The 21,102-nt window shown below is 62.6% G+C and carries 21 protein-coding genes; 9 read left to right on the top strand and 12 right to left on the bottom strand.

All coding sequences use genetic code 11. The annotated features are described in order from the left end of the window. Nucleotides 1-21: 21 nt before the first annotated feature. The 7 genes from AB1462_RS09280 to AB1462_RS09250 form a co-directional block, all read right to left on the bottom strand. Nucleotides 22-222 carry a DUF3077 domain-containing protein gene (locus AB1462_RS09280; RefSeq protein WP_315335408.1) on the bottom strand — a complete coding sequence of 67 codons (201 nt, stop codon included), beginning with the start codon at nucleotides 220-222 and terminating at the stop codon, nucleotides 22-24. A 280-nt stretch (nucleotides 223-502) separates the two neighbouring features. Then, nucleotides 503-1,435, bottom strand: coding sequence for a phosphatidate cytidylyltransferase (locus tag AB1462_RS09275; protein ID WP_090401335.1), 933 nt, complete (start codon nucleotides 1,433-1,435; stop codon nucleotides 503-505). Between the two features lies 1 nt (nucleotide 1,436). Further along, nucleotides 1,437-2,057, bottom strand: coding sequence for a 1-acyl-sn-glycerol-3-phosphate acyltransferase (locus AB1462_RS09270; protein ID WP_027608186.1), 621 nt, complete (start codon nucleotides 2,055-2,057; stop codon nucleotides 1,437-1,439). A 9-nt stretch (nucleotides 2,058-2,066) separates the two neighbouring features. Then, nucleotides 2,067-2,510, bottom strand: coding sequence for a hypothetical protein (locus AB1462_RS09265; protein WP_259191527.1), 444 nt, complete (start codon nucleotides 2,508-2,510; stop codon nucleotides 2,067-2,069). Continuing rightward, nucleotides 2,500-3,798 carry a phosphatase PAP2/dual specificity phosphatase family protein gene (locus AB1462_RS09260; RefSeq protein ID WP_367246612.1) on the bottom strand — a complete coding sequence of 433 codons (1,299 nt, stop codon included), beginning with the start codon at nucleotides 3,796-3,798 and terminating at the stop codon, nucleotides 2,500-2,502. The genes AB1462_RS09265 and AB1462_RS09260 overlap by 11 nt, the downstream gene beginning before the upstream one ends. A 2-nt stretch (nucleotides 3,799-3,800) precedes the next feature. Further along, a complete protein-coding gene (locus tag AB1462_RS09255; RefSeq protein WP_367246611.1) occupies nucleotides 3,801-5,555 on the bottom strand; it encodes a bifunctional alpha/beta hydrolase/class I SAM-dependent methyltransferase in 1,755 nt (584 codons plus the stop codon). A gap of 10 nt (nucleotides 5,556-5,565) precedes the next feature. Next, entirely contained in the window at nucleotides 5,566-6,189 is a 624-nt protein-coding gene (locus tag AB1462_RS09250; RefSeq protein WP_367246610.1) for a CDP-alcohol phosphatidyltransferase family protein, read from the bottom strand. A 318-nt stretch (nucleotides 6,190-6,507) separates the two neighbouring features. On the opposite strand from AB1462_RS09250, the gene hflK (AB1462_RS09245) reads away from it, so the two are divergent. The 8 genes from hflK (AB1462_RS09245) to cfaB all read left to right on the top strand — a co-directional run bounded on the left by hflK (AB1462_RS09245) (nucleotide 6,508) and on the right by cfaB (nucleotide 15,655). Beyond that, on the top strand, nucleotides 6,508-8,412 hold the full coding sequence (gene hflK, locus AB1462_RS09245; protein ID WP_367246609.1) for a protease modulator HflK: 1,905 nt from the start codon (nucleotides 6,508-6,510) through the stop codon (nucleotides 8,410-8,412). Nucleotides 8,413-8,421: 9 nt separating this feature from the next. Next, nucleotides 8,422-9,411 (top strand): protease modulator HflC, encoded by a 990-nt coding sequence (gene hflC / locus AB1462_RS09240; RefSeq protein WP_167361144.1) that lies wholly within the window; start codon nucleotides 8,422-8,424, stop codon nucleotides 9,409-9,411. Continuing rightward, entirely contained in the window at nucleotides 9,408-10,442 is a 1,035-nt protein-coding gene (gene hflK, locus AB1462_RS09235; protein ID WP_367246608.1) for a protease modulator HflK, read from the top strand. The genes hflC and hflK (AB1462_RS09235) overlap by 4 nt, the downstream gene beginning before the upstream one ends. Then, complete coding sequence (locus AB1462_RS09230; RefSeq protein WP_367246607.1) at nucleotides 10,439-12,325, top strand: cation-translocating P-type ATPase; 1,887 nt, start codon at nucleotides 10,439-10,441, stop codon at nucleotides 12,323-12,325. The genes hflK (AB1462_RS09235) and AB1462_RS09230 overlap by 4 nt, the downstream gene beginning before the upstream one ends. Before the next feature lie 117 nt (nucleotides 12,326-12,442). Further along, nucleotides 12,443-12,694, top strand: a complete 252-nt coding sequence (locus tag AB1462_RS09225) for a hypothetical protein (protein WP_090401345.1) — start codon at nucleotides 12,443-12,445, stop codon at nucleotides 12,692-12,694. 66 nt (nucleotides 12,695-12,760) lie between these two features. Further along, a complete protein-coding gene (locus AB1462_RS09220; protein WP_090401346.1) occupies nucleotides 12,761-13,606 on the top strand; it encodes a DUF692 domain-containing protein in 846 nt (281 codons plus the stop codon). Further along, nucleotides 13,597-14,385, top strand: coding sequence for a putative DNA-binding domain-containing protein (locus tag AB1462_RS09215; RefSeq protein ID WP_367246606.1), 789 nt, complete (start codon nucleotides 13,597-13,599; stop codon nucleotides 14,383-14,385). Before AB1462_RS09220 ends, AB1462_RS09215 begins: the two co-directional genes overlap by 10 nt. 85 nt (nucleotides 14,386-14,470) lie before the next feature. Next, on the top strand, nucleotides 14,471-15,655 hold the full coding sequence (cfaB, locus tag AB1462_RS09210; protein WP_090401348.1) for a C17 cyclopropane fatty acid synthase CfaB: 1,185 nt from the start codon (nucleotides 14,471-14,473) through the stop codon (nucleotides 15,653-15,655). Between the two features lie 137 nt (nucleotides 15,656-15,792). Here the strand turns inward: cfaB and cls are convergent, their stop codons facing one another. Next, nucleotides 15,793-17,232 (bottom strand): cardiolipin synthase, encoded by a 1,440-nt coding sequence (cls, locus tag AB1462_RS09205; protein WP_090401349.1) that lies wholly within the window; start codon nucleotides 17,230-17,232, stop codon nucleotides 15,793-15,795. A 130-nt stretch (nucleotides 17,233-17,362) separates the two neighbouring features. Here cls and AB1462_RS09200 point away from each other — a divergent pair, with 130 nt between their 5' ends. After that, nucleotides 17,363-17,884 (top strand): DUF3617 domain-containing protein, encoded by a 522-nt coding sequence (locus AB1462_RS09200; RefSeq protein ID WP_090401350.1) that lies wholly within the window; start codon nucleotides 17,363-17,365, stop codon nucleotides 17,882-17,884. A gap of 25 nt (nucleotides 17,885-17,909) precedes the next feature. Here AB1462_RS09200 and AB1462_RS09195 read toward each other — a convergent pair whose 3' ends face one another. The 4 genes from AB1462_RS09195 to AB1462_RS09180 are packed head-to-tail and all read right to left on the bottom strand — an operon-like array spanning nucleotide 17,910 to nucleotide 21,096. Beyond that, nucleotides 17,910-19,247: a dihydroorotase gene (locus AB1462_RS09195; RefSeq protein WP_367246605.1), complete on the bottom strand. Its 1,338-nt coding sequence runs from the start codon at nucleotides 19,245-19,247 to the stop codon at nucleotides 17,910-17,912. A 3-nt stretch (nucleotides 19,248-19,250) separates the two neighbouring features. Beyond that, nucleotides 19,251-19,811, bottom strand: a complete 561-nt coding sequence (locus AB1462_RS09190; RefSeq protein ID WP_259191537.1) for a DapH/DapD/GlmU-related protein — start codon at nucleotides 19,809-19,811, stop codon at nucleotides 19,251-19,253. Beyond that, on the bottom strand, nucleotides 19,808-20,221 hold the full coding sequence (gene hisI / locus AB1462_RS09185; protein ID WP_090401353.1) for a phosphoribosyl-AMP cyclohydrolase: 414 nt from the start codon (nucleotides 20,219-20,221) through the stop codon (nucleotides 19,808-19,810). Before hisI ends, AB1462_RS09190 begins: the two co-directional genes overlap by 4 nt. Beyond that, nucleotides 20,218-21,096 carry a metal ABC transporter substrate-binding protein gene (locus tag AB1462_RS09180; protein ID WP_090401354.1) on the bottom strand — a complete coding sequence of 293 codons (879 nt, stop codon included), beginning with the start codon at nucleotides 21,094-21,096 and terminating at the stop codon, nucleotides 20,218-20,220. The genes hisI and AB1462_RS09180 overlap by 4 nt, the downstream gene beginning before the upstream one ends. Nucleotides 21,097-21,102: the final 6 nt, after the last annotated feature.

Genomic DNA, 21,102 nt, shown 5'->3' with positions numbered 1-21,102 from the left:
ACGGCGGGGATGTTTACCGAGTCAGCGGGGCCCCATGCATTCCAATGAGCGGTCTACCATCACGTTGGCCATTTCCATGAGGTGTCCGGCGGCTTTGGGCGAGTCGCGCAACTGTTCGGCACAGTGGAGCAGGTCTGAGGCGTAGACCAGTGCGTCTTCGAAGCTGATTTCGGGGTGGGGGATGAAAAAGCGATGGGGCGCGTTGGGTTTTACTTTGGTCATTGCAAGAACTCCAATTAACCAATGTACATGCCACCGAAAAGGCAGGGCACAAGCGGCTGGGATTCTCTCGGAAATGTCCTGCGAAATAAAGAGAAGCGAGAGGTAAGAGCAGCGCTTTCAGGCTTTGCTTAAACCTCGAAAACACCGGAAAACCAATGTGGGAGGGGGCTTGCCCCCGATGACGGTGGATCAGTCGAAACTTTCAGCGACAGACACACCGCCATCGGGGGCAAGCCCCCTCCCACAGTTTGATCTTCAATGGGCTTTAGAGCGGTTTGGGTCAGGTCCACCAGTAACGTACGAGGTGGAAGAAGATGGGCGCGGCGAAGCACACCGAATCCAGGCGATCCAGCATCCCGCCGTGGCCTTCGATCATATGCCCCCAATCCTTCACCCCCCGGTCGCGCTTGATTGCCGACATGACGATGCCGCCGGCGAAGCCGAGCAGGTTGATCAGCAAGGCGATCAGGAACGATTGCCACGGGTTGAACGGCGTGGTCCACCACAGCGCCGCACCGATCAGGGATGACAGCAAAATCCCGCCGACAAAACCTTCCACGGTTTTCGACGGCGACAGGTTGGGCGCGATCTTGCGTTTGCCGAACAGCTTGCCGCACACGTACTGCAGCACGTCCGAGAGTTGCACCACGATCACCAGGTAGGCGATCAGCAGCAGGTTGCGGCCTTCATAGCCGGGGATGTCGAGGGTCAGCAGGGCGGGCACGAAGGACACGCAGAACACCGCGATCATCAGCCCCCATTGCACTTTGGAGGCGCGTTCCAGGAAGTGCGTGCTGTCGCCGCCGAGGGAGGCGAGGATCGGCAGCAGCAGGAACACATACACCGGGATAAAGATCGAGAACAACCCGTACCAGTCCGAGTAGATCAGCAGGTATTGCAGCGGCAACGCCAGGTAGAACGCGGCCACCAGGGCCGGGTAGTCGCTGCGCCGGGTGGGCGTGAGGGTGAGGAATTCGCGCAGGGCGTAGAACGACACCGCGTAGAACAGCAGGATCACCGCGCCGGTACCGAGCCAGAAGGCGATGCCGATGACCACCACCATCACCCACCAGGCGTTGATGCGGGCGTTGAGGTTCTCGATCACGGCATTTGGGGTGCCACGGGTGCGCAATTTGAGGATCAGGCCGATCAGCGAGGCGAGCACCAGGATCGCGCCGATCCCGCCGAACAACATCAGGGTTTGGCTATCCATCTCAGGAGTGCTCCGGGGCGAGGGCGAGCAGGGCATCGCGGGTTCGGGCAAGGAACGCGGCTTTGTCTTCGCCTTCTTCCAATTGCAATGGGGCGCCAAAGCTGGTGGTGCACAGCAAAGGCAGCGGCAGCACGCGGCCCTTGGGCATGACCCGGTTGAGGTTGGCGATCCACACCGGGATCAATTCGGCCTGTGGGTAACTTTTGGCCAGATGGTAGATGCCGCTTTTGAACGGCAGCAAGCCGTCCTCCAGGTTGCGTGTGCCTTCGGGAAAGATGATCAGCGAGTCGCCACCCTCCAGCGCGGCCAGCATAGGCTGCAAGGGGTTATCCACAGGGTCTTTGCGCTCGCGGTCGATCAGCACGCCATTGAATACGCGGTTGATGATGTAGCGACGCAGGGCGCTTTTATTCCAGTAATCGCTGCCGGCCACCGGGCGCGTGAATTTGCGCAGGTTCTGCGGCAGCGAGGCCCACAGCAGCACGAAGTCGCCGTGGCTGCTGTGGTTGGCGAAATAGATACGTTGCACCGGCACCGGCGCGCAACCCAGCCACAGGCTGCGGGCGCCGGTGACGGTGCGGGCCATGGAGGTAATGAGCGTGGCGACCACGGGTTCGAACATGGGGATTCCTTATCCGGCGAAAGGCAGCCAGGGGCTGGCGAGGATCACGGCGAGGGTCAGCAGCGCTTGCGCGCCCAGCAGCCAGGCTTGTTTGCGCAGTAATTTGAGGGCGCCGCGACGGCGCTCGGTCCACGGTCGGCCGGCACGCTTGGGCGATTGCAGGCCGAGGGCTTGCAGGGCCTGGTCGAGGTCCGGGGTGCGTTCGGTATCGCGGGCCAGCAGGGCGAACAGGTCGGCATCGAAGGCCACGCGCAGCGCCCAGTACTTTTGCAGCAGCCCCAGGATAATCATCCACAGGCTGAGCAGCAGGCAGAGGGTTGAAACACTCGCCATCAGCAACTGTGCCAGGCCAAATAACACACCGGCCACGGTCAGGCCTGTGGATAACTGATCCAGTGAACGGCCACGGCGCAGCAGGCTGGCGACCACCTGGAGTTCCATATCAGCGGGCATGGGGCAAACCCTCCAACGCTTGACGATGAGCAGGATGCAGGACCACATGGGCCCGCGCTGTACGAATAATAGTCAGCGCCTGTTCCACCGTGGCGGCGCGCCCGCTGTGCAACAGCCAGGCGGCGACCGCAGTGGCGCTGCGTGAGTAGCCAAGAGCGCAGCACACCAGCACCGGGCCGCTTGAACGCAGGCGCTCGATGGCCTCAGCGGCTTGCTGGCATTCGGCGGGTGTCGGGGCGATCAGGTCCAGTACAGGGATGCTTTGATACGCGCGGCCCTGTGGATGAATCGGCAATTCGGCACAGAGGTCGACAATGGCGCTGAATGAATCCTGCTCTTTCGCGCTGGGAATCCGCCCAAGCCAAACGTTATCCACAATCAGGTCGGGCTGTGGATGTTTGCGTGTCCACAGGCGCGAATTTATCCACGCCCCGGCCAGATAGGGGGCATACAGCCAACGGGCCGCGGGTGTGAGCCGGCCATCGCTGCGTTTCTGAAAGCCCGACGCGCCGAGCACCAGGTAATTCGCCTTGATCAAGCCCAGGGACACCGCCGGCCAGAGCAGCCATAACCAAGCGCCGCCCAGGGAAACCGCGAGCATCACCAATGCCAGCGCCCCCAGGCCATAGCGCAGACCCAAGCGCCAGCGCTTCGAATCTCGGGTAAGCCGTGCATTCAGCAGTGGGCTTGGATGTTCCACCGGCCACAGCCACACGCATATCCAGCCGGCGAGGGCGCCTGTGGGTAAGTCGATAAAGTGATGTTGATAAGTGGTGAGCACCGAAATACCGATCAAGGCGAACCAGCCATGCACCAGCCAGCGCCACATTCCTTGGGTGTGGCGCTGATACATGACCCACAGGATCACCAGCAGCGCGATATGCAGCGAGGGCGCTTGGTTGAACGGTTTGTCGAAACCCGCCAGCACGGCAAACAGCCAGCCGAATACGCCATCCAGTTCCGGCCGCTCGAAGGTGAAGCGCAGCGGCCAGATCAGGAAGCAACTGACGGCGATGACCTGCGCGCTGAGCAGACGCAGCGCGTGTTGTTTCAGCTCCTGGCGGCTGTTGGGCAGCAGCAGGGAGAAACCGTAGAGCAGGTCAATGGACCAATAGGGCACGATGGTCCAGGCCCAGAACGGCATGTGGGTTTCCCAGCCGAACACCAGGGTGCCGACATCGCTGCGCTGGCTGGTGACCCACGTGGCGAAGCCGTAAGTGCCAAAAAACAGCGGCGCCAACAGCAGCAGCCACAGGACTGCTGGTTTCAATAAACCGGGTTCGCGCATGGTCAGATCTTCTGGGCCAGGGACACGGTAAAGATGCCCCACTCATCCACACGCTGGGTGATCTTGCGAAAGCCTGCCGCATCTACCAGTTGATCCATTTCCGCCTGGCTGCGACGGCGCATCACCCAGGCCTGGCCCTGGCGATGGCTGGTCAGTGCGCGGGCGATCAGCTCCAACTGCGGGTGCCATGGCTGGCCGGTGTAGACCAGGTAACCACCGGGCTCCACCGCTTCGGCCAGGCCGGCCAACGAACCACCGACCATGGCATTATCGGCAAACAATTCATACAGCCCGGACACTACTGCCAGCGTCGGTTTGGGTTGCAGTGCCGCCAGGTCCAAGCGGTCAAACGCATCGCCTTTGACGAACTGCGCGATGTCACCCAGGCCCTTCTCACGAATCAGCGCGCCACCGTCGCGCACGTTGATGTCGCTGTAGTCGCGCAGCAGGATCGATTCCGGCAGCGGCGACACGCCCTGCAAGGCTTCAAGAATGTAGCGGCCGTGGCCGGCGGCGATGTCGACGATGCGCACTTCGCGATCCTCCGCGCGCAGCTTGGCCATGGCCAGGCGTAGCAGTTCCTCGACGTTCAGCTTGCGCTGGCGAATACCCCGCCAGCCGATGGAGTTGAGGTAGTTGGTGTCGATCATGCGTCCCAGCCCGCCCTTGCCGGTGGGCGTGTTGCGGTACACGTAGTCCAGTGTGCTGCCGGAGTCGAAGCCGGTGTCGAAGCCCAGCTTTACGCCGTCCGACAGATTCTTGCCCAGGCCCATGCTGGCGCGGGTCAGGCGCCAGTACAGGTCGCGCAGGGAATTGCGCGGCAAGGGCGCTGCGAGGGATTCGGATTCAGCGCAGGTCGCGCCCAGTTTGTCGGCATCCAGCAGGGACGCACGGTCCAGCGGGTGCGCGAAGTTCTGCAGGATAAAACGCCTGGCGCTGCTCACGGCCACCGCGCGGTCACGTTCACCGAGGGTGTCGTGGAAAAAACCGGGGAGGATGTGCAGTTCTTTTTTCAGGCTGCCAAGGCGGTCGAAAAATTGCTGCTGGGGTTTGCGGTGCACCACAAAGTCGGAGCCCGAGATCAGCAATTGAGTCGGCACCTGGATTGCCTGGGCATCGGCGACAACCCGGTCGGCGGCTTCGTACAGGCCCAGCAGTACGTTCACCGAGATGGCCTTGGTGATCAGCGGGTCGCTGTCGTAGGACGCCACGCGCTCCGGGTCATGGCTGAGGAACTTGGCCTTGACGTAACTGTTGACGAAAAAGTTGCCGCGAAATTTGCGCATGAGCGCCAGGCCTGGCCGGGCGAAGGGCACGTAGAGCTTGACCTTGAACGCTGGGGACGCGAGCACCAGGGCGCGGATTTTCGGCGCGTAGTCATGCACCCAGGTGGCTGCGATCACTGCGCCGACGCTTTGGGCGATCACTGCGCAATCTTCTTCCTCGATGCCGTAGGTGGCACCGATATGGTCGCGGAAAGTCTGCACGTCGCGGGCGCTGGTGGCGAAGCTCGGGCTGTCGCCGCGTGTGCCGGGCGATTGGCCATGGCCCCGGGCGTCCCAGGCGAAGAAGTCGAATTGCGGCAGGTTCAGCTCATCGACCAGATGGGCAATACGCCCTGAATGCTCGTGTCCACGGTGGAACAGCAGGATCGCCTTGCGCGGCTCGCCGTCCGCAGGCGCGCTCGCCGGCCAATGACGGTAGAAAAGCTCGACGCCGTCATGGGTACTGAAGGTGTGCTCTTGCTGTTCGCGCATTGCAAAATCCTTATGCAGAAGGGGGGATGTGTTGTTCTTCTTTCAGGCCCTGGCGCACCCGGTTGACCAGGGTGTAGGCGAGCAGGGCGGCGACCAGCCACATCACCCTGTCGACCCAGCCGGCGCCGAGCCAACCCAGCGCCACACCGGTGGCCAGCACGCCGAGCACGAACGCGCGGTCACTCTTGCCCATCGGCCCGTCATAGCGCCGTGACGCGCCGACCATCGGCCCCAGCACGCCAGCGTACTCACTGAACACCGCCAGCAGCGCCACCAGCAGCACCGGCACCAGGCTCACGCCGGGGATCAGCGCGAAGGGCAGGATCAGCGCACTGTCGGCAATCACGTCGCACAGTTCATTGAGATAGGCGCCCAGGCGCGACTGCTGGCCGAATTCCCGGGCGAGCATGCCGTCGATGGCGTTGAGGGCCATGCGCAGGATCATCCACAGCGGGATCAGTGCAAACAGCCACAGGTGTTGGGCGAAGCTGGCGATCAACAGGCCGACCAGCAGGGAAATGACCCCGGCCAGCACGGTGATCTGGTTGGCCGTGGTGCCATTGTCATAGAGGCGCTGCACGAGTGGGCGCAGCAGGTTCTGAAAACGCGGTTTGAGCTGATAGATCGAAATCATGGGGGGTGACGCTTCCTTGTCCGAGAGCCCGCGAAAAACTGTTTGGAGTGTGCCGATTATTCATGGCGTGCACCAGTGATGGCTCGTGTTTATGGGGGGTTAGTCACGATCTGGAAAGCACTGAGGGGCAAATGTGGGAGGGGGCTTGCCCCCGATGGCGGTGGATCAGCCAGCATATGCATCAACAGGTAGACTGCTATCGGGAGCAAGCCCCCTCCCACAAGAGATTTTTGCCATGTTCAAAACGCTGTTTAACGAACAAAAATTTCACGCCACGTGTTATATCGTAACGAATTGTGTACGAGCGGGCGTGTTGGGATGCAAGTGGATCTAGAAGCGGACGGCGCTTCGGTTGAAGGCCTGCCGCGTTTTCAGCAGGGGCTGTTCCATGCCCGTCGACTGCGGCAAGCCGGTATCAGCCTGACGGTGCTGGCCGTTGTCGGTTGGGTGTTGGCGTTGTTTGTCGCGCTGTTTGCACCTTTGTCGATCTGGCCGGTGGTGTTGATCAACTGTGCATCGGCCCTGCTGGTGCTGGTGGCCGGGCTGCAGTCGGCGTGGTGGGTAGCCGATTGGCGCGCCCAGGCGCTGGAGGAGCCGGCGGCAGAATTAACGGTGGAGGAAACGGGCCGCTACGCACGCCTTGTGGGGCGCTTTGCCCGGCAGATCGGCGCCCCCGTATTGTGGCTGGGCGGCTGGTCGCTGCTGGCGCTGGTCAGCATCATCGAATTCTGGAACCTGACTCTGCCCTCGGCGCCTGCCGGCCAAGCGGCCAGTGTGGGGGCTGCATTGGCGTTGGCGCTGGCGTTTGGCTTGCTGGTGTTCGAACGGCGCCTGGCTCAGGAAACCACGGCCCAGTGGCCGGAAGCCGCGCAACTGGCGCAGTTGAGCCGGGTGGCGATTACCTGCCTGGTGGTCAGTGCGATTTGCCTGCTGTTTGCCGGGGCCGAGTCGGTCTGGCCGTTGCGCTTGGCGGTGCTGGTCGGGCTGTTGCCGGCCTTAGTGGCGCTGGAGTTTCTATTAAGAGGCGTGCTGTCGCTGTTCAGCCCGCGCCAGCCGCGCCTGGAACCACGCCTGATGGCGCAGAGCTTCATCGCCGGGTTGCTGCGCTGGCCGCCACAACCACTGCTGGCGCTACAGCACGAATTACACAACCGCTTCGGCATCGACCTGCGCCAGATCTGGGCGTTTACCTACATGCGCCGGGCGTTTTTGCCGGTGTTGCTGGTGGTGTTGGCGGTCGGCTGGGCGCTGACCGGCGTGCATGAAGTGCCCCTGCAAGGCCGTGGGATTTATGAGCGCTTTGGCAAACCCATCGAGGTGTTCGGCCCTGGCCTGCATGCCGGCTTGCCGTGGCCCTTGGGCCGTGTGTTAAACATCGAGAACGGCGTAGTGCACGAGTTGGCCACCAGCGTCAGCGACGTTGCCGCACCGGAGTTGGCGCCTGCCGAAGGCCCGGCCCCGCTGATTGCCAATCGGTTGTGGGACGCCAGCCATGTGAATGACAAATCCCAGGTGATCGCCAGCAGCAGCGGCGATAAACAGAGCTTCCAGATCGTCAACATGGATGTGCGCTTCGTTTACCGCATCGGCCTTACCGACCAGGCCGCACTCGCCGCCACCTATAACAGTGCGGATGTGCCGACCCTGATCCGCAGCACCGCCAGCCGCATCCTGGTGCACGATTTTGCCTCGCGTACCCTCGACGAATTGCTCGGCGAACAACGCACTCGCCTGGCCGACGAAATCGGCCGCGCCGTACAGGCGGACTTGCAGAAACTCGACAGCGGCGTGGAAATCCTCGCCACCGTCGTGGAGGCCATCCACCCACCAGCCGGCGCCGCCAACGCCTACCACGGTGTGCAAGCCGCGCAGATCGGCGCCCAGGCCCTGATCGCCCGCGAGCGCGGCGCCGCCAGCGAACACACCAACCAGGCCTTGCTGCAAGCCAGTACCGCCCGCGACCAGGCCTTGGCCACTGCCCGCGAAGTGAATGCCGGTGCCCAAGCGGCCAACCTGCGATTCAGCGCCGAACAAAAGGCCTACGCTGCGGCCGGCCGGGCCTTTGTGCTGGAACAGTACCTGGGCCAACTCAGCCTGGGCCTGGCCCACGCCAAGCTGCTTATTCTGGATCACCGCCTGGGCGCCGAGGGTGCACCGACGATTGATCTGCGTTCTTTTACTTTGCCGGCCGACCCTTCGCTGCCGCGTAAAACCGTTCAATAAGGAGTCTGTCTGTTGAGCGCTCATTCTCACGATCATGGTCACCACCACGGCCACCATCACCATCATCACGGTGATGAACAGGCGGCGGGTCCTTTCCCTTGGCGGCGCATGGCCTGGGCGGTGTTGCTGGTGCTGTTTGCGGTGGCGGCGGCGAGCCTGGTGCAGGTGCGCTCCGGCGAAGCCACGGTGATCACGCGCTTCGGCAACCCGTCGCGGGTGTTGTTGGAACCGGGCCTGGGCTGGCGCTGGCCGGCGCCGTTCGAAGCGGCAATCCCGGTGGACTTGCGCCTGCGCACCACCTCCAGCGGCTTGCAGGATGTGGGCACGCGCGATGGCCTGCGGATTATCGTGCAGGCCTATGTGGCGTGGCAGGTACAGGGCGATGCCGACAATGTGCAGCGCTTTATGCGCGCCGTGCAGAACCAGCCGGATGAGGCGGCGCGGCAGATTCGCACCTTCGTCGGCTCGGCGCTGGAAACCACGGCGGCCAGCTTTGATTTGTCCAGCTTGATCAACACCGACGCCAGCCAGGTGCGCATCGCCGATTTCGAGGCGCAGCTGCGCCAGCAGATTGATCAACAATTGCTCACCACCTATGGCGTGCGGGTGGCGCAGGTGGGGATCGAGCGCCTGACGTTGCCGTCGGTCACGCTGACCGCCACCGTCGACCGCATGCGCGCCGAGCGTGAAACCATCGCCACCGAACGCACGGCCGTGGGCAAACGTGAGGCCGCGCAGATTCGCTCCGCGGCTGAGCGTGATGCGCGCATCGTGCAGGCCGATGCCACGGTGAAAGCCGCCGACATCGAAGCCCAGTCGCGGGTCGAAGCCGCGCAGATTTATGGGCGTGCCTACGCCGGCAATCCGCAGCTGTATAACTTGCTGCGCTCCCTGGATACCTTGGGCACGGTCGTGACCCCCGGCACCAAAATCATCCTGCGCACCGACGCCGCGCCCTTTCGCGCGTTGGTGGACGGACCCAAGGACGTTCAGCCATGACCGAGCGTGACAGCCCGGACAGCCCCTGGATCCAGGCCGGGCGCCTGACGTTCCTGGCGTTGTACGCGGTGACCGTGTTGGCGGCGTTGGCGTGGGCGTTTTCCAACGTGCGGCAGATCGACCCGCAGAACCGCGCGGTGGTGCTGCACTTCGGCGCCCTCGACCGCATCCAGAATGCCGGGCTGCTGCTGGCCTGGCCGCAGCCGTTCGAGCAGGTGGTGTTGTTGCCGGCGGCCGACCGGGTGATCGAGCGTCGGGTGGAGAACCTGTTGCGTTCCGACGCGGCGGTGCAGGCGGACCGTGTGGCCAGTTTCGCCACGCCCTTGAGCGATGCCCTGGCCGGCTCCGGCTATTTGCTGACCGGCGATGCCGGAGTGGTGCAGCTGGATGTGCGGGTGTTCTACAAGGTCACCGAGCCCTACGCCTTTGTGTTGCAGGGCGCGCATGTGCTGCCTGCCCTGGATCGCCTGGTGACCCGCAGCGCCGTGGCCCTGACGGCGGCGCGCGATCTGGACACGATCCTGGTGGCGCGCCCCGAATTGATCGGCACCGACAACGGCGCCGCCGAGCGTCGCGAACGGCTGCGGGGTGACTTGGTGCAAGGCATCAACAAACGCCTGGCCGAGTTGGCCGCCACCGGTCTGGGGTTGGGCATCGAGGTGACGCGGGTCGATGTGCAATCGAGCCTGCCGGGCCCGGCGGTGAACGCATTCAACGCCGTACTCACCGCCAGTCAACAAGCCGACAAAGCCGTGGCAAACGCCCGGACCGAAGCGGAAAAACTCACCCAGACCGCCAACCAGCAGGCCGACCGCCTGGTGCAAGTCGCCCACGCCCAGGCCAGCGAACGCCTGGCCAGTGCCCAGGCGCAAACCGCCACGGTCGCCAGCCTGGCCCAGGTCAAGGACCCGGGCTTGCTGTTGCGCCTATACCGCGAGCGTATGCCGAAGATTCTCGGCCAGGCCGGTTCTGTGACCACGGTCGATCCTAAAGACGACTCCCGCTTGATCATCCAGGGAGCCGAACAATGAGCGCACCCATGCTGACCTCCGCCGAACAGCGCAGCGCTGCCCGGCAACTGACCTTGGCGATGCTCGCCCTGGGCTTGCTGATGCTGGGCCTGGTATGGCGGTGGCTGGCGCCGGACCAGACGGGCGTGAGCCAGTTGCTGCTCGGTGTGGCCTCGTTGCTGGTGGCAGTGCCGGTGATGCGTTCGGCCTGGTACAGCCTGCGTTTTCCCAGCCTGCATGGCATTACCGATCAACTGATTGCCCTGGCGATGCTCGGCGCCTGGGCTACCGGCGATCTGCTGACCGCCGCGTTGCTGCCGATCATCATGATCTTCGGCCACGTATTGGAAGAGCGCAGCGTGATCGGCTCCCAAGAGGCGATCCATGCCCTGGGTAAACTGACCCGCAGCCATGCGCGGCGGGTGCAGGCCGACGGCAGCATCATCGAAGTGGATAACGGCACGCTGAGCACCGGCGATGTCGTCGAGGTGCGTGCCGGTGATCGGGTGCCCGCCGATGGTGTGGTGCTGTCGGGCCAGGCAAGCCTGGACACGGCGCCGATCACCGGCGAGTCGGTGCCGTTGGAAGCCAGTGTGGGTGTGCAGGTGTTTGGCGGGGCGATCAACCTCGATGGCCTGTTGCGCCTGCAAGTGACGCGTACCGGCAATGAGTCGACCCTGGGCAAAGTCATCGCGCTGATGCAGAACGCCGAACGTTCCAAGCCGCCGATCACGCGGCTGCTGGAGCGTTACGCGGGCAGCTATATGGTGCTGGTGTTGCTGCTGGCGGCAGTGACCTGGTTTGTGACCCATGACGCCCAGGCGATGCTCGCGGTGCTGGTGGCGGCGTGCCCGTGCGCCCTGGTGCTGTCAGCACCGGCGACGGCGATTGCCGGGATCGCCGTGGCGGCACGGCATGGGATCCTGATTCGCAGCTCGGCGTTCCTCGAAGAGTTGGCGGACCTGACCTCGCTGGTGGTCGACAAGACCGGCACCCTGACCTTCGGCACCCTGCGTTTGCAGTCCATCGAGACCTCGTCGACCGACCGCCAGGCGCTGCTCAACCTTGCGGCCAGCCTCGGTTCGGCCAGTAGCCACCCGGTCAGCCGTGCGTTGGCGGGGTTGGCGACTCAGGCGCAAATGCTGGCACTCACGGATATTCGCGAGCGCCAGGGCCTGGGCGTCGTGGCACAGACCGAGCAGGGCGAAGCGGCGCTGGGCCGTCCCGAGTTGTTCGAGCAATTGGGTATTGTCACCACCGCCGTGCCGAACCATGACGGCCCGATTGCCGGGCTTGCGCTGAACGGGCAATTCCTCGCCTGGCTGCTGTTGGCCGACAGCGTCAAGCCGGAGGCGCGCCAGGCCCTGCAAGAACTGCGTGACCTGGGCCTGGGTCGCCAACTGCTGCTCACCGGCGACCGTCAAAGCGTGGCCGACAGCCTGGCGCTGGACGTGGGCATCAGTGATGTTGAGGCCCAGGCTTTACCGGAAGACAAACTCAACCGCGTGCTGGGGGAAATCGGCAGCGGCTTCCGGCCCATGGTGGTCGGTGATGGGATCAACGATTCCCTGGCGCTCAAGGCCGGGGTGGTCGGCGTGGCCATGGGGGCGGGCGGGGCGGACATCGCCCTGGCGTCGGCGGATGTGGTGTTGATCGGCAGCGACCTGCGGCGCTTGGGTACCTGTGTGCGCTTGAGTCGCCAGTGCCGGCGTACGTTGCAGGTCAACGTAGTCATCGGCCTGGGCTGGACCTTGGCCATCGTGGTGTTTGCCGCCTTTGGCTGGTTGGGCGCTGCGGGGGCGATGATTGCGGCGGTGCTGCATAACCTGAGCACCTTGCTGGTATTGGGCAATGCCGGGCGTTTGCTGCGGTTTCAGGAGCCGCTGTCGAAGCTTGAGGATTAATTTTCAGAAATATTTGCACACGGCTGTAACGCCGATAAGGGGCCTCACTCTAGTGCTGTGTCGAGACTGAGCAATCCGTTCAGACCGATGCCACTACCGATCATGAGGAATACGAGAATGAAGATTAAATCCGCTGCTGCTGGTGCTGCCCTGGCGATGGCTGCTGCCACTCTGTTTGCTGGTGTTGCGACCCAGGTACAGGCCGCAGATGCGCAAGTGCATTGCTACGGTGTGACTTCCTGCAAAGGCATGAACGACTGCAAAACCGCTGAAAACGCCTGCAAAGGCCAGGCGGTCTGCAAGGGCCACGGCTTCAAGGCCATGACCAAGGCCGCCTGTGACGCAGCGGGCGGCAAAGTCGGCGAATAACCGGCAAACGAGTGCAACCGCAGCGGCAGCCCCCACCGCTGCGGACACTTTGCCCAGGAGTGAGTCATGTCCGCGTCCCTTCCAAGTCTGGGTTACGGCCTGGGTTTACGCAGTGAGTATTACCAGCAGATCCTTGAACAATCGCCGGCCGTGGATTGGTTCGAAGTGATCTCCGAGAACTATCTGGTGCAGGGCGGTAAAGCCTTGTACTACCTGGACGCGATAGCCGAGCGTTACCCCTTGGTGATGCACGGTGTGTCCCTGTCCATCGGCGGGCCCCACCCCGTCGATATGGACTACCTGAAACACATCAAGCAGCTCGCTGAACGCATCCAGCCGGCGTGGATTTCCGATCACCTGTGTTGGAGCCGCGGCAGCGCGCACCAGTTGCATGACCTGCTGCCCCTGCCTTACACCGAAGAAAGCCTCTACCACGTGGCTGCTCGCGTTCGCCAAGTGCAGGATGTGTTGCAGCGCCCGCTGGTGCTGGAAAACGTCTCCAGCTATGTGCGCTCCAAGGCGGATGAATTCACCGAATGGGAATTCCTCAATGCCCTGGCCCACTTGTCGGGCTGCCAGTTGCTGCTGGACGTTAACAATGTGTACGTCAGTGCGCGCAACCATGGCTTCGATGCCTGGACCTTTATCCGCAACCTGCCGCCCGACAGCATCCGCCAGCTGCATCTGGCGGGGCATATGGATTACGGCGACTACGTGGTCGATACCCACGACCACCCGGTATGCGATCCGGTGTGGGCGCTGTATCAACAAACCCTGGAGCACTTGGGGCCGGTCTCGACGCTGTTGGAGCGCGATGACCATTTCCCGCCGTTCGAAGAGCTGCTCACCGAGCTGCAAAAGGCCCGGGAGTTGGGCGCCGCAGCCTTGGCCCGGAGGTCGTTATGCGCCTGACCGACTGGCAATTGGCCTTTGAACAACACGTGTTAGCGCAGACGCCGGATGCCAACAGTGGTTTTGCCGCCACTTTATTGGGCGGGCCGACGCTGGATGTAGACACCGGCCTGGCGATCTACCACAACGCTTATCTGGCACGGCTGCAGGAGGCGTTGCGTCACGATTTCAGCGCCATCCTGTATTGGCTGGGAGATGAGGAGTTTGCGCTGCTGACGCAGGCTTACGTGCGTCGTTATCCCTCCGCCCACTACAGCCTGCGTTGGTTGGGCGAGCGGTTGCCGGCGTTTATCCACGAGCACCTGGTGGCCGAGCAAAGTGCGCCGCTGGCTGAACTGGCCCAGTTGGAGTGGGCCTTCACCCTGGCGTTCGATGCGCCGCAGGGTGAGCCGCTGACCCAGGATGATATGGCGGTGCTGCCACCCGAGGATTGGCCAGGTTTGCAGGTCTTCCTGACACCGTCCGTACAGCAGCGACTGTGCCACTTCAACACCGTGGCCATCTGGCGTGCGAGCAAGGATGGCGCGGATTTTCCCGACAGCCACACCTTGGACCTCGCACAGATCTGCCTCATATGGCGCCATCAGAATGTGTGCCATTACCGCAGCCTGGAGCCCGCCGAGGCCTTTGGGTTGGCAGGCATGGTGACGACCGGTTGGACCTTCGCAGAACTGTGTGCGCAACTGGCAGTCACTTATGGAGAGGGTGCACCACTGCAAGCGGTTACATGGCTGAAACAGTGGATCCAGGACGGTTTGCTCCAACGCCGAGCCCCATAGAAAAGCGCTATCAAATCGATAGCCTCCTACTTTTCTAGGGATGGTCTACCCTCATTCCAGACGTCTGAAACAAGGGGGACTACTCATGCTCGCGCAACTTCCACCGGCCTTACAGAATCTTCAGCTGCCGCTGCGTCTTCGACTCTGGGATGGCCATGAATTCAACTTGGGCCCCGAGCCCAGTGTGACCATCGTGGTGAAGGACCCCACGGTCGTGCCCCAACTGACCCATCCCACGCTCGACTCGTTGGGTGAAGCCTTTGTCGAGGGCAAACTGGAGCTGGAAGGCTCCATCTCCGAAGTGATTCGGGTGTGTGACGAACTGAGTCATGCCCTGATCGAGGACGACGGCAGGAGTCTGCCGGTGCGCTCAATCCACGACAAGGCCACCGACGCGGCGGCCATTTCCTACCACTACGACCTGTCCAACGCGTTCTACCAGCTGTGGCTGGACCAGGACATGGCGTACTCCTGCGGTTATTTCGAAACCGGCAGCGAATCCATCGACCAGGCTCAGCAAGACAAATTCCGCCACCTGTGCCGCAAGTTGCGCTTGCAGCCTGGGGAGTATTTGCTCGACGTAGGCTGTGGCTGGGGCGGGCTGGCACGTTTCGCGGCGCGGGAATTCGGGGTGAAAGTGTTTGGTATCACCCTGAGCAAGGAACAGCTGGCGTTGGCCAAGGAGCGGGTGAAAGCCGAGGGACTGGAAGACCAGATCGACCTGCAATTACTCGACTACCGCGATCTGCCCCAGGATGGTCGTTTCGACAAAGTGGTGAGTGTGGGCATGTTCGAACACGTCGGCCACGCCAACCTGGCGCAATACTGCAAGACCCTGTTTGGTGCCGTGCGCGAAGGCGGCCTGGTGATGAACCATGGCATTACCGCCAAGCACACCGACGGCCGGCCTGTGGGCCGTGGCGCTGGGGAGTTTATCGAGCGGTATGTATTCCCCAACGGCGAGCTGCCGCACCTGGCGATGATGACCGCCGAAATCAGTGAAGTGGGGCTGGAAGTGGTCGACGTCGAAAGCCTGCGCCTGCATTACGCGCGCACCCTGGATCATTGGAGCGAACGCCTGGAAGACAACCTGGAAGCGGCGGCGAAGCTGGTGCCGGAGCAAGCGTTGCGCATCTGGCGTTTGTACCTGGCCGGGTGTGCCTATGCGTTTGCCCGGGGCTGGATCAATCTGCACCAGATCCTCGCGGTCAAACCTCACGCGGATGGCAGCCATGAACTGCCGTGGACGCGGGAAGACATCTATCGCTGAATGCGTTTCTGGATACGCGTGAGATCGAGTGTGGGAGGGGGCTTGCCCCCGATGGCGGTGTATCAGTCATATATGTTGCGACTGACACTCTGCAATCGGGGCAAGCCCCCTCCCACATTTTGTTTTGTGTTATCTGGTTAAAGGATTGGTGAAATCAAGCGCGCCACCCGCATCCCCACTTGTTGCAGGCGGCGGGTCTCGCGGCTTTCTTCCTGGCTGACTTCATGGGCCTGCGCGAAGTCGTCCAGCAGCATCAGTTCCACCTGCTTGGCGAACGCTTCGTCGACCGTCAGCAACATCACTTCGAAATTCAACCGGAACGAGCGGTTGTCCATGTTTGCACTGCCGATGGCGCTGATCTCGCTGTCCACCAACACCACTTTTTGATGCAGAAACCCCGGCGTGTAGCGGAACACCCGTACGCCGGCGCGCACGGCCTCGATCGCATACAGGCTGGACGCGGCGTACACGATGCGGTGGTCGGGCCGCGATGGCAGCAGCAGACGCACGTCCACTCCCCGCAGGACCGCCAGGCGCAGGGCGGCGAACACCGCTTCGTCGGGGATGAAATACGGGCTGGTGATCCACACGCGCTCGGTTGCCGCGTGGATGGCCTCGACAAAAAACAGCGAACAGGTTTCATACGGATCGGCCGGGCCGCTGGCGAGCAGTTGGCAGAGCACGCCGTCTTCGGGATAGGCGTCCGGCAGGATCAGCGGCGGCAGTTCCCGTGCCGCCCAGAACCAGTCTTCGGCGAACGACTCCTGCAAACATGCCACCACCGGGCCTGTGACCTGCACATGGGTATCGCGCCATGGCGCCAGCGGTGGTTTTTTGCCCAGGTATTCATCGCCCACGTTGTGCCCGCCGACGAACCCGGTGATACCGTCCACCACCACGATTTTGCGATGGTTACGGAAGTTGACCTGGAAACGATTGAGCCAACCGCTGCGGGTGGCGAATGCCTTGACCTGCACCCCTGCGTCGCGCAGCGATTGCACGTAGCGATAAGGCAGGGCATGGCTGCCGATGCGGTCATACAGTACGTAGATGCCCACGCCTTGAGCGACCTTTTCCTTCAACAGGCTCTGCAACTGGCGGCCGAGTTCATCGTCATGAATGATGAAGAACTGAAACAGCACGGCGGTTTGTGCGTTGCGGATGGCCTCGAAGATCGCACTGAAGGTGGCCTCGCCATTGATCAGCAGGTGCACTTCATTGTTCGCCAGGCACGGCATGCGGCCCAGTTTGGGCATGGCGCGCAACGAGGCGTAGGCGCTGGAGTTGCGTGCGGCGAGGGCTTCCTCGACCCAGGGACGCCAGTTCAGCTCGGTGATGGCGGTGTGCATTTCCTGGTTGGCCTGGCGACGCGCCTGGATATACGCATCGAAGGTGCTGCGGCCAAAAATCAGGTAAGGGATCAGGGTGAGATAGGGCATGAACATCAGCGACAGGGCCCAGGCGATAGAGCCTTGGGCGGTCCTGACGGTCAGCACCGCGTGGATCGCGGCGAGAGTCCCGAGAAAGTGCAGCGTGGCGATGAAGTAGGCGAGCAGGTGCGGGCCAAAGAAATCCATGGACGACAGTACTCCAGGCAATCCAATGCCTAACAGACCATGAACGGCTGCGAATGTCGCTATTTTATTTGCCGTGCAACACTGGCACTTTTGCGGCGTCTAACGCCCACAATTGCCCAGGAGTTACCCGATGAATGCTCGTCTGCTTGGTTTGGCCATGGTTGTTGGTTTGTCGTTGCCGGTGGCAGCGCAGGCGCAGATGCTGGCGCCGGGCTTGTGGGAATTGACCACCAGCAACATGAAAGTCGATAACCAGGACCTGCCGGACCTGTCGCTGATCCTCGGTCAGCTCAAGCAACAGATGACCCCCGAACAGCGCGCCATGCTGGAGAAACAAGGCATCACCATGGCCGGAAAAGGCGTGCAGGTGTGCCTCACCCCGGCACAAGTCGCCTCTGATTCGATCCCCCTGACCGATCCGCAATCGGGCTGCAAACAGGAAGTGACCGACAAGACCGGCAACCAGTGGAAATTCCGTTTCAGCTGTCCGAAAGCCCAGGGCACCGGCGTCGCTACCTTCCAGAGCCAGAAGGAATTCACCACCGCCGTCAACGGCACCTTCAATGCTACCGGCGTTCAGCAGAAGGGCAGCCTGAACACCCACGCCCAATGGCTGGGCACCGATTGCGGTACGGTCAAGCCTCGCGCTTAACGTGTAGGAGCGAGCAAGCTCGCTCCTACCTTAGGAAATGCAGGGGTAAACCCTGGCAGCTGTCGACTACCTGGCCGTTGTGCCAGGCCAGGTGGCCGCAGACCAGGGTAGTGCTCACACTGTGGCGAAAGCGACGTTCGGCGAACGGCGTCCAGCCGCAGCGGGCAAGAACCGGTTCATCCCTGACCGGCTTTCCCTCGGGCTCAGCTTTGATCAGCACCAGGTCGGCCCAATACCCTTCGCGTAGATAACCCCGGTCGGGGATGGCAAACAGGTCGGCGACACGGTGGCTGGTCTTGGCCACCAGGGTGGTCAGGGGCAGCAGCCCATCGGCCACCAACTCCAACAGCGCCGGCAGCGCGTGTTGTACCAAGGGCAAACCCGAGGGCGCCTCACGATACTCCAATTGTTTTTGCGCCCAGGTATGCGGCGCATGGTCAGTGCCAATCACATCCAGACGATCACTCAGCAAGGCCACGCGCAGGGCGTCGCGGTCGGCGCGGGTCTTGATCGCCGGGTTGCATTTGATCTGGTGGCCAAGGCGGTGATAGTCGTGGTCGTCGAACAGCAGGTGATGCACGCAGACTTCAGCGGTAATGCGTTTTTGCGCCAGCGGTTTGTCTTCGAACAATTCCAGCTCGCGAGCGCTGGTCAGGTGCAGCACATGCAGGCGTGTACCGTGACGCTTGGCCAATTCCACGGCGAAGGAGGATGAGCGATAGCAGGCTTCGGCATCGCGGATCAGCGGGTGGGCGACGGCGGGGATCTTGTCGCCAAAGCGCTCGCGCATGCGTTGTTCGTTGGCTTGGATGCTCGGCGTGTGTTCGCAGTGGGCCAGCAGAATGGTCGGCACTTCGGCAAACAGCCGTTCCAGGATGCGTGGATCGTCCACCAGCATGTTGCCGGTAGAGGCGCCCATGAACACTTTGACCCCGGCCACTTCACGCGGGTCGAGGGCGGCGACGGTGTCGAGGTTGTCGTTGCTGACCCCGAAGTGAAAGCCATAGTTGGCCACCGAGTGCAGGGCCGCGCGGCGCTTTTTCTCGGCCAGGGCTTCCAGGTTCAGTGTGGCCGGGTTGGTGTTTGGCATATCCATGACACTGGTGATGCCGCCGGCCACGGCTGCGCGGGACTCGCTGTAGAAGCTGCCCTTGTCCGGCGCGCCCGGATCACGAAAATGCACCTGATCGTCAATCATGCCCGGCAGCAGCCACTGGCCTTGGGCGTCGATGGCCACCGGCGCGGCGTTCCCCTCGATACTGCTGGCGATCTTTTCGATACGGCCATTGGCGACCAGCACGTCGGCGTCGAATTCCTGGCCCTCGTTCACCAGTCGGGCATTGCGGATCAGCAGGCGACTCATGGCTTAGAACTCGTTTTGCAGGGCTTTGTAACCGCGCACCAGGTCGACGTTGGTACGTGCCACGTCTTCGGAAAACTCCGAGGCGCTGACACTCACCGGTGGGAATTGCGACAAGTCGGTATTCGGTCCGATACGTGTGGTGGAGGGCACGTAGAAGGCGACGGGCAAATCCCGGCCGTCGACCACCGAGTTATGGCGCACCACGCACCCATCGCCGACGGCGCAATTGAACAGCACACTGTTGAAACCGATAAACACGCGGTCGCCGACGGTGCAGGGACCGTGGACGATGGAGCGATGCGCGATGGATGTAAATTCTCCTATCGTCACCGCCGCGCCGGATTTGGAGTGAATGACCACGCCGTCCTGGATATTGGAGTTGGCGCCGATGGTGATCGGGTCCATGGCGCCGCTGGCGTCGACTTCGTCGGCGCGGATCACGGCGTAGGGGCCGACAAACACGTTCTCGCCGATGTTGACCTTGCCGCAGATGATCGCGGTCTTGTCGATGTAGGCCGATTCGGCAATCACCGGCAGATCGCCGGAAGGGTTCTTGCGGATCATGCAACTGGCTCCGTAATGACGTGAACGTAGGCGCCGTCGATGGCGTTATAGAAACAGGTGGGGCGGCCGGTGTGGCAGGCCGGGCCTTGCTGGTCGACGATCAGCAGTACCGCGTCACCGTCACAATCCAGGCGTGCTTCCACCAGCTGTTGCCAATGGCCGGAGTTTTCACCCTTGCGCCACAGCTGCCGGCGCGAGCGTGACCAGTAGCAGACCTGCCCGGTGGCCAGCGTTTCGTTGAGGGCCTGGCGATTCATCCAGGCCAGCATCAACACTTCGCCGCTGCCGTGTTGCTGGGCGATGGCGGCGATCAGGCCGTCGCTGTTCCACGGCAGGGCGTCGAGCACCGCTGCGAGGGGAAAGCGGCTGCCGACGGCAGCCCCTTCCAGTTCGAGCATGCTCAGGGTCATGGCTTGCTCAACGCCGCACACAGCGTATTGAGGTTGTACTCGAACAGCCCGATGAAGGTGCTGGCCGGGCCTTCTGCAGCCAGGGCGTCGGAGTACAGCGTGCCGCCAATCTGCGCGCCGCTTTCATCGGCGATCTGCTTGAGCAGGCGTGAGTCCTTGATGTTTTCCATGAACACGGCCTTGACCTTGTCTTTGCGGATCTGGGTGATCAGCGCGGCGACTTCGGCGGCCGAAGGTTCACGTTCGGTGGACAGGCCTTGAGGCGCCAGGAACTGGATGCCATAGGCCTGGCCCAGGTAGCCGAAGGCGTCATGGGAGGTAACGATGCGACGGTTACCCGGCGGCAGCGCGCCGAATTTGGTCTTGGCTTCGGCCAGCAGGCGGTAGATTTCTTTCAGGTAGGCTTGGCTGTTACGCAGGTAGTCGGCCTTGTTGGCCGGGTCGGCAGCCACCAGCGCCTTGGTGATGTTGTTCACATAGATTTCGGCGTTGGCCAGGTTGTGCCAGGCGTGCGGGTCGGGAATGGTTTCGCCGTCTTCCTCCATGGTGTGGGAGATCACACCTTTGCTGGCGGTGACCACCGTGGCCTTGGTTTCGGTGCTGGTGACCAGGCGGTCCAGCCACGGCTCAAAGCCCAGGCCATTCTTGATGATCACCTTGGCCTTGAGCAGCGCCTTGGCGTCGTCCGGGGTTGGCTCGTAGGTATGGGCGTCGGCGTCGGGGCCGACCATGTTGCTGATCTGGATGTGATCGCCACCGATCTGGTGGGTGATGTCATCGAGAATACTGAAGCTGGTAACCACTTGGAGTTTGTCGGCGGCCTGGGCCATCGACAGCGGCAGCAGCAGACTGAACAGCACGAGTAGAGCGCGCATTGGGAA

This window comes from Pseudomonas sp. SB113 (assembly GCF_040754745.1).
GTDB lineage: Bacteria > Pseudomonadota > Gammaproteobacteria > Pseudomonadales > Pseudomonadaceae > Aquipseudomonas > Aquipseudomonas grimontii.
Note: the sequence above shows the minus strand (reverse complement) of the source record. Positions and strands in the feature narration are given on the sequence as shown.

Coding starts and splice junctions, on each gene's coding strand:
- AB1462_RS09200 (WP_090401350.1), top strand. CDS start 17,363: ATGAATGCTCGTCTGCTTGGTTTGGCCATGGTTGTTGGTTTGTCGTTG.
- cfaB (WP_090401348.1), top strand. CDS start 14,471: ATGCTCGCGCAACTTCCACCGGCCTTACAGAATCTTCAGCTGCCGCTG.
- AB1462_RS09215 (WP_367246606.1), top strand. CDS start 13,597: ATGCGCCTGACCGACTGGCAATTGGCCTTTGAACAACACGTGTTAGCG.
- AB1462_RS09260 (WP_367246612.1), bottom strand. CDS start 3,798: ATGCGCGAACCCGGTTTATTGAAACCAGCAGTCCTGTGGCTGCTGCTG.
- AB1462_RS09265 (WP_259191527.1), bottom strand. CDS start 2,510: ATGCCCGCTGATATGGAACTCCAGGTGGTCGCCAGCCTGCTGCGCCGT.
- hflK (WP_367246608.1), top strand. CDS start 9,408: ATGACCGAGCGTGACAGCCCGGACAGCCCCTGGATCCAGGCCGGGCGC.
- AB1462_RS09280 (WP_315335408.1), bottom strand. CDS start 222: ATGACCAAAGTAAAACCCAACGCGCCCCATCGCTTTTTCATCCCCCAC.
- cls (WP_090401349.1), bottom strand. CDS start 17,232: ATGGATTTCTTTGGCCCGCACCTGCTCGCCTACTTCATCGCCACGCTG.
- AB1462_RS09230 (WP_367246607.1), top strand. CDS start 10,439: ATGAGCGCACCCATGCTGACCTCCGCCGAACAGCGCAGCGCTGCCCGG.
- hflK (WP_367246609.1), top strand. CDS start 6,508: ATGCAAGTGGATCTAGAAGCGGACGGCGCTTCGGTTGAAGGCCTGCCG.
- AB1462_RS09180 (WP_090401354.1), bottom strand. CDS start 21,096: ATGCGCGCTCTACTCGTGCTGTTCAGTCTGCTGCTGCCGCTGTCGATG.
- AB1462_RS09190 (WP_259191537.1), bottom strand. CDS start 19,811: ATGATCCGCAAGAACCCTTCCGGCGATCTGCCGGTGATTGCCGAATCG.
- AB1462_RS09250 (WP_367246610.1), bottom strand. CDS start 6,189: ATGATTTCGATCTATCAGCTCAAACCGCGTTTTCAGAACCTGCTGCGC.
- AB1462_RS09255 (WP_367246611.1), bottom strand. CDS start 5,555: ATGCGCGAACAGCAAGAGCACACCTTCAGTACCCATGACGGCGTCGAG.
- AB1462_RS09225 (WP_090401345.1), top strand. CDS start 12,443: ATGAAGATTAAATCCGCTGCTGCTGGTGCTGCCCTGGCGATGGCTGCT.
- AB1462_RS09220 (WP_090401346.1), top strand. CDS start 12,761: ATGTCCGCGTCCCTTCCAAGTCTGGGTTACGGCCTGGGTTTACGCAGT.
- AB1462_RS09195 (WP_367246605.1), bottom strand. CDS start 19,247: ATGAGTCGCCTGCTGATCCGCAATGCCCGACTGGTGAACGAGGGCCAG.
- AB1462_RS09270 (WP_027608186.1), bottom strand. CDS start 2,057: ATGTTCGAACCCGTGGTCGCCACGCTCATTACCTCCATGGCCCGCACC.
- AB1462_RS09275 (WP_090401335.1), bottom strand. CDS start 1,435: ATGGATAGCCAAACCCTGATGTTGTTCGGCGGGATCGGCGCGATCCTG.
- hisI (WP_090401353.1), bottom strand. CDS start 20,221: ATGACCCTGAGCATGCTCGAACTGGAAGGGGCTGCCGTCGGCAGCCGC.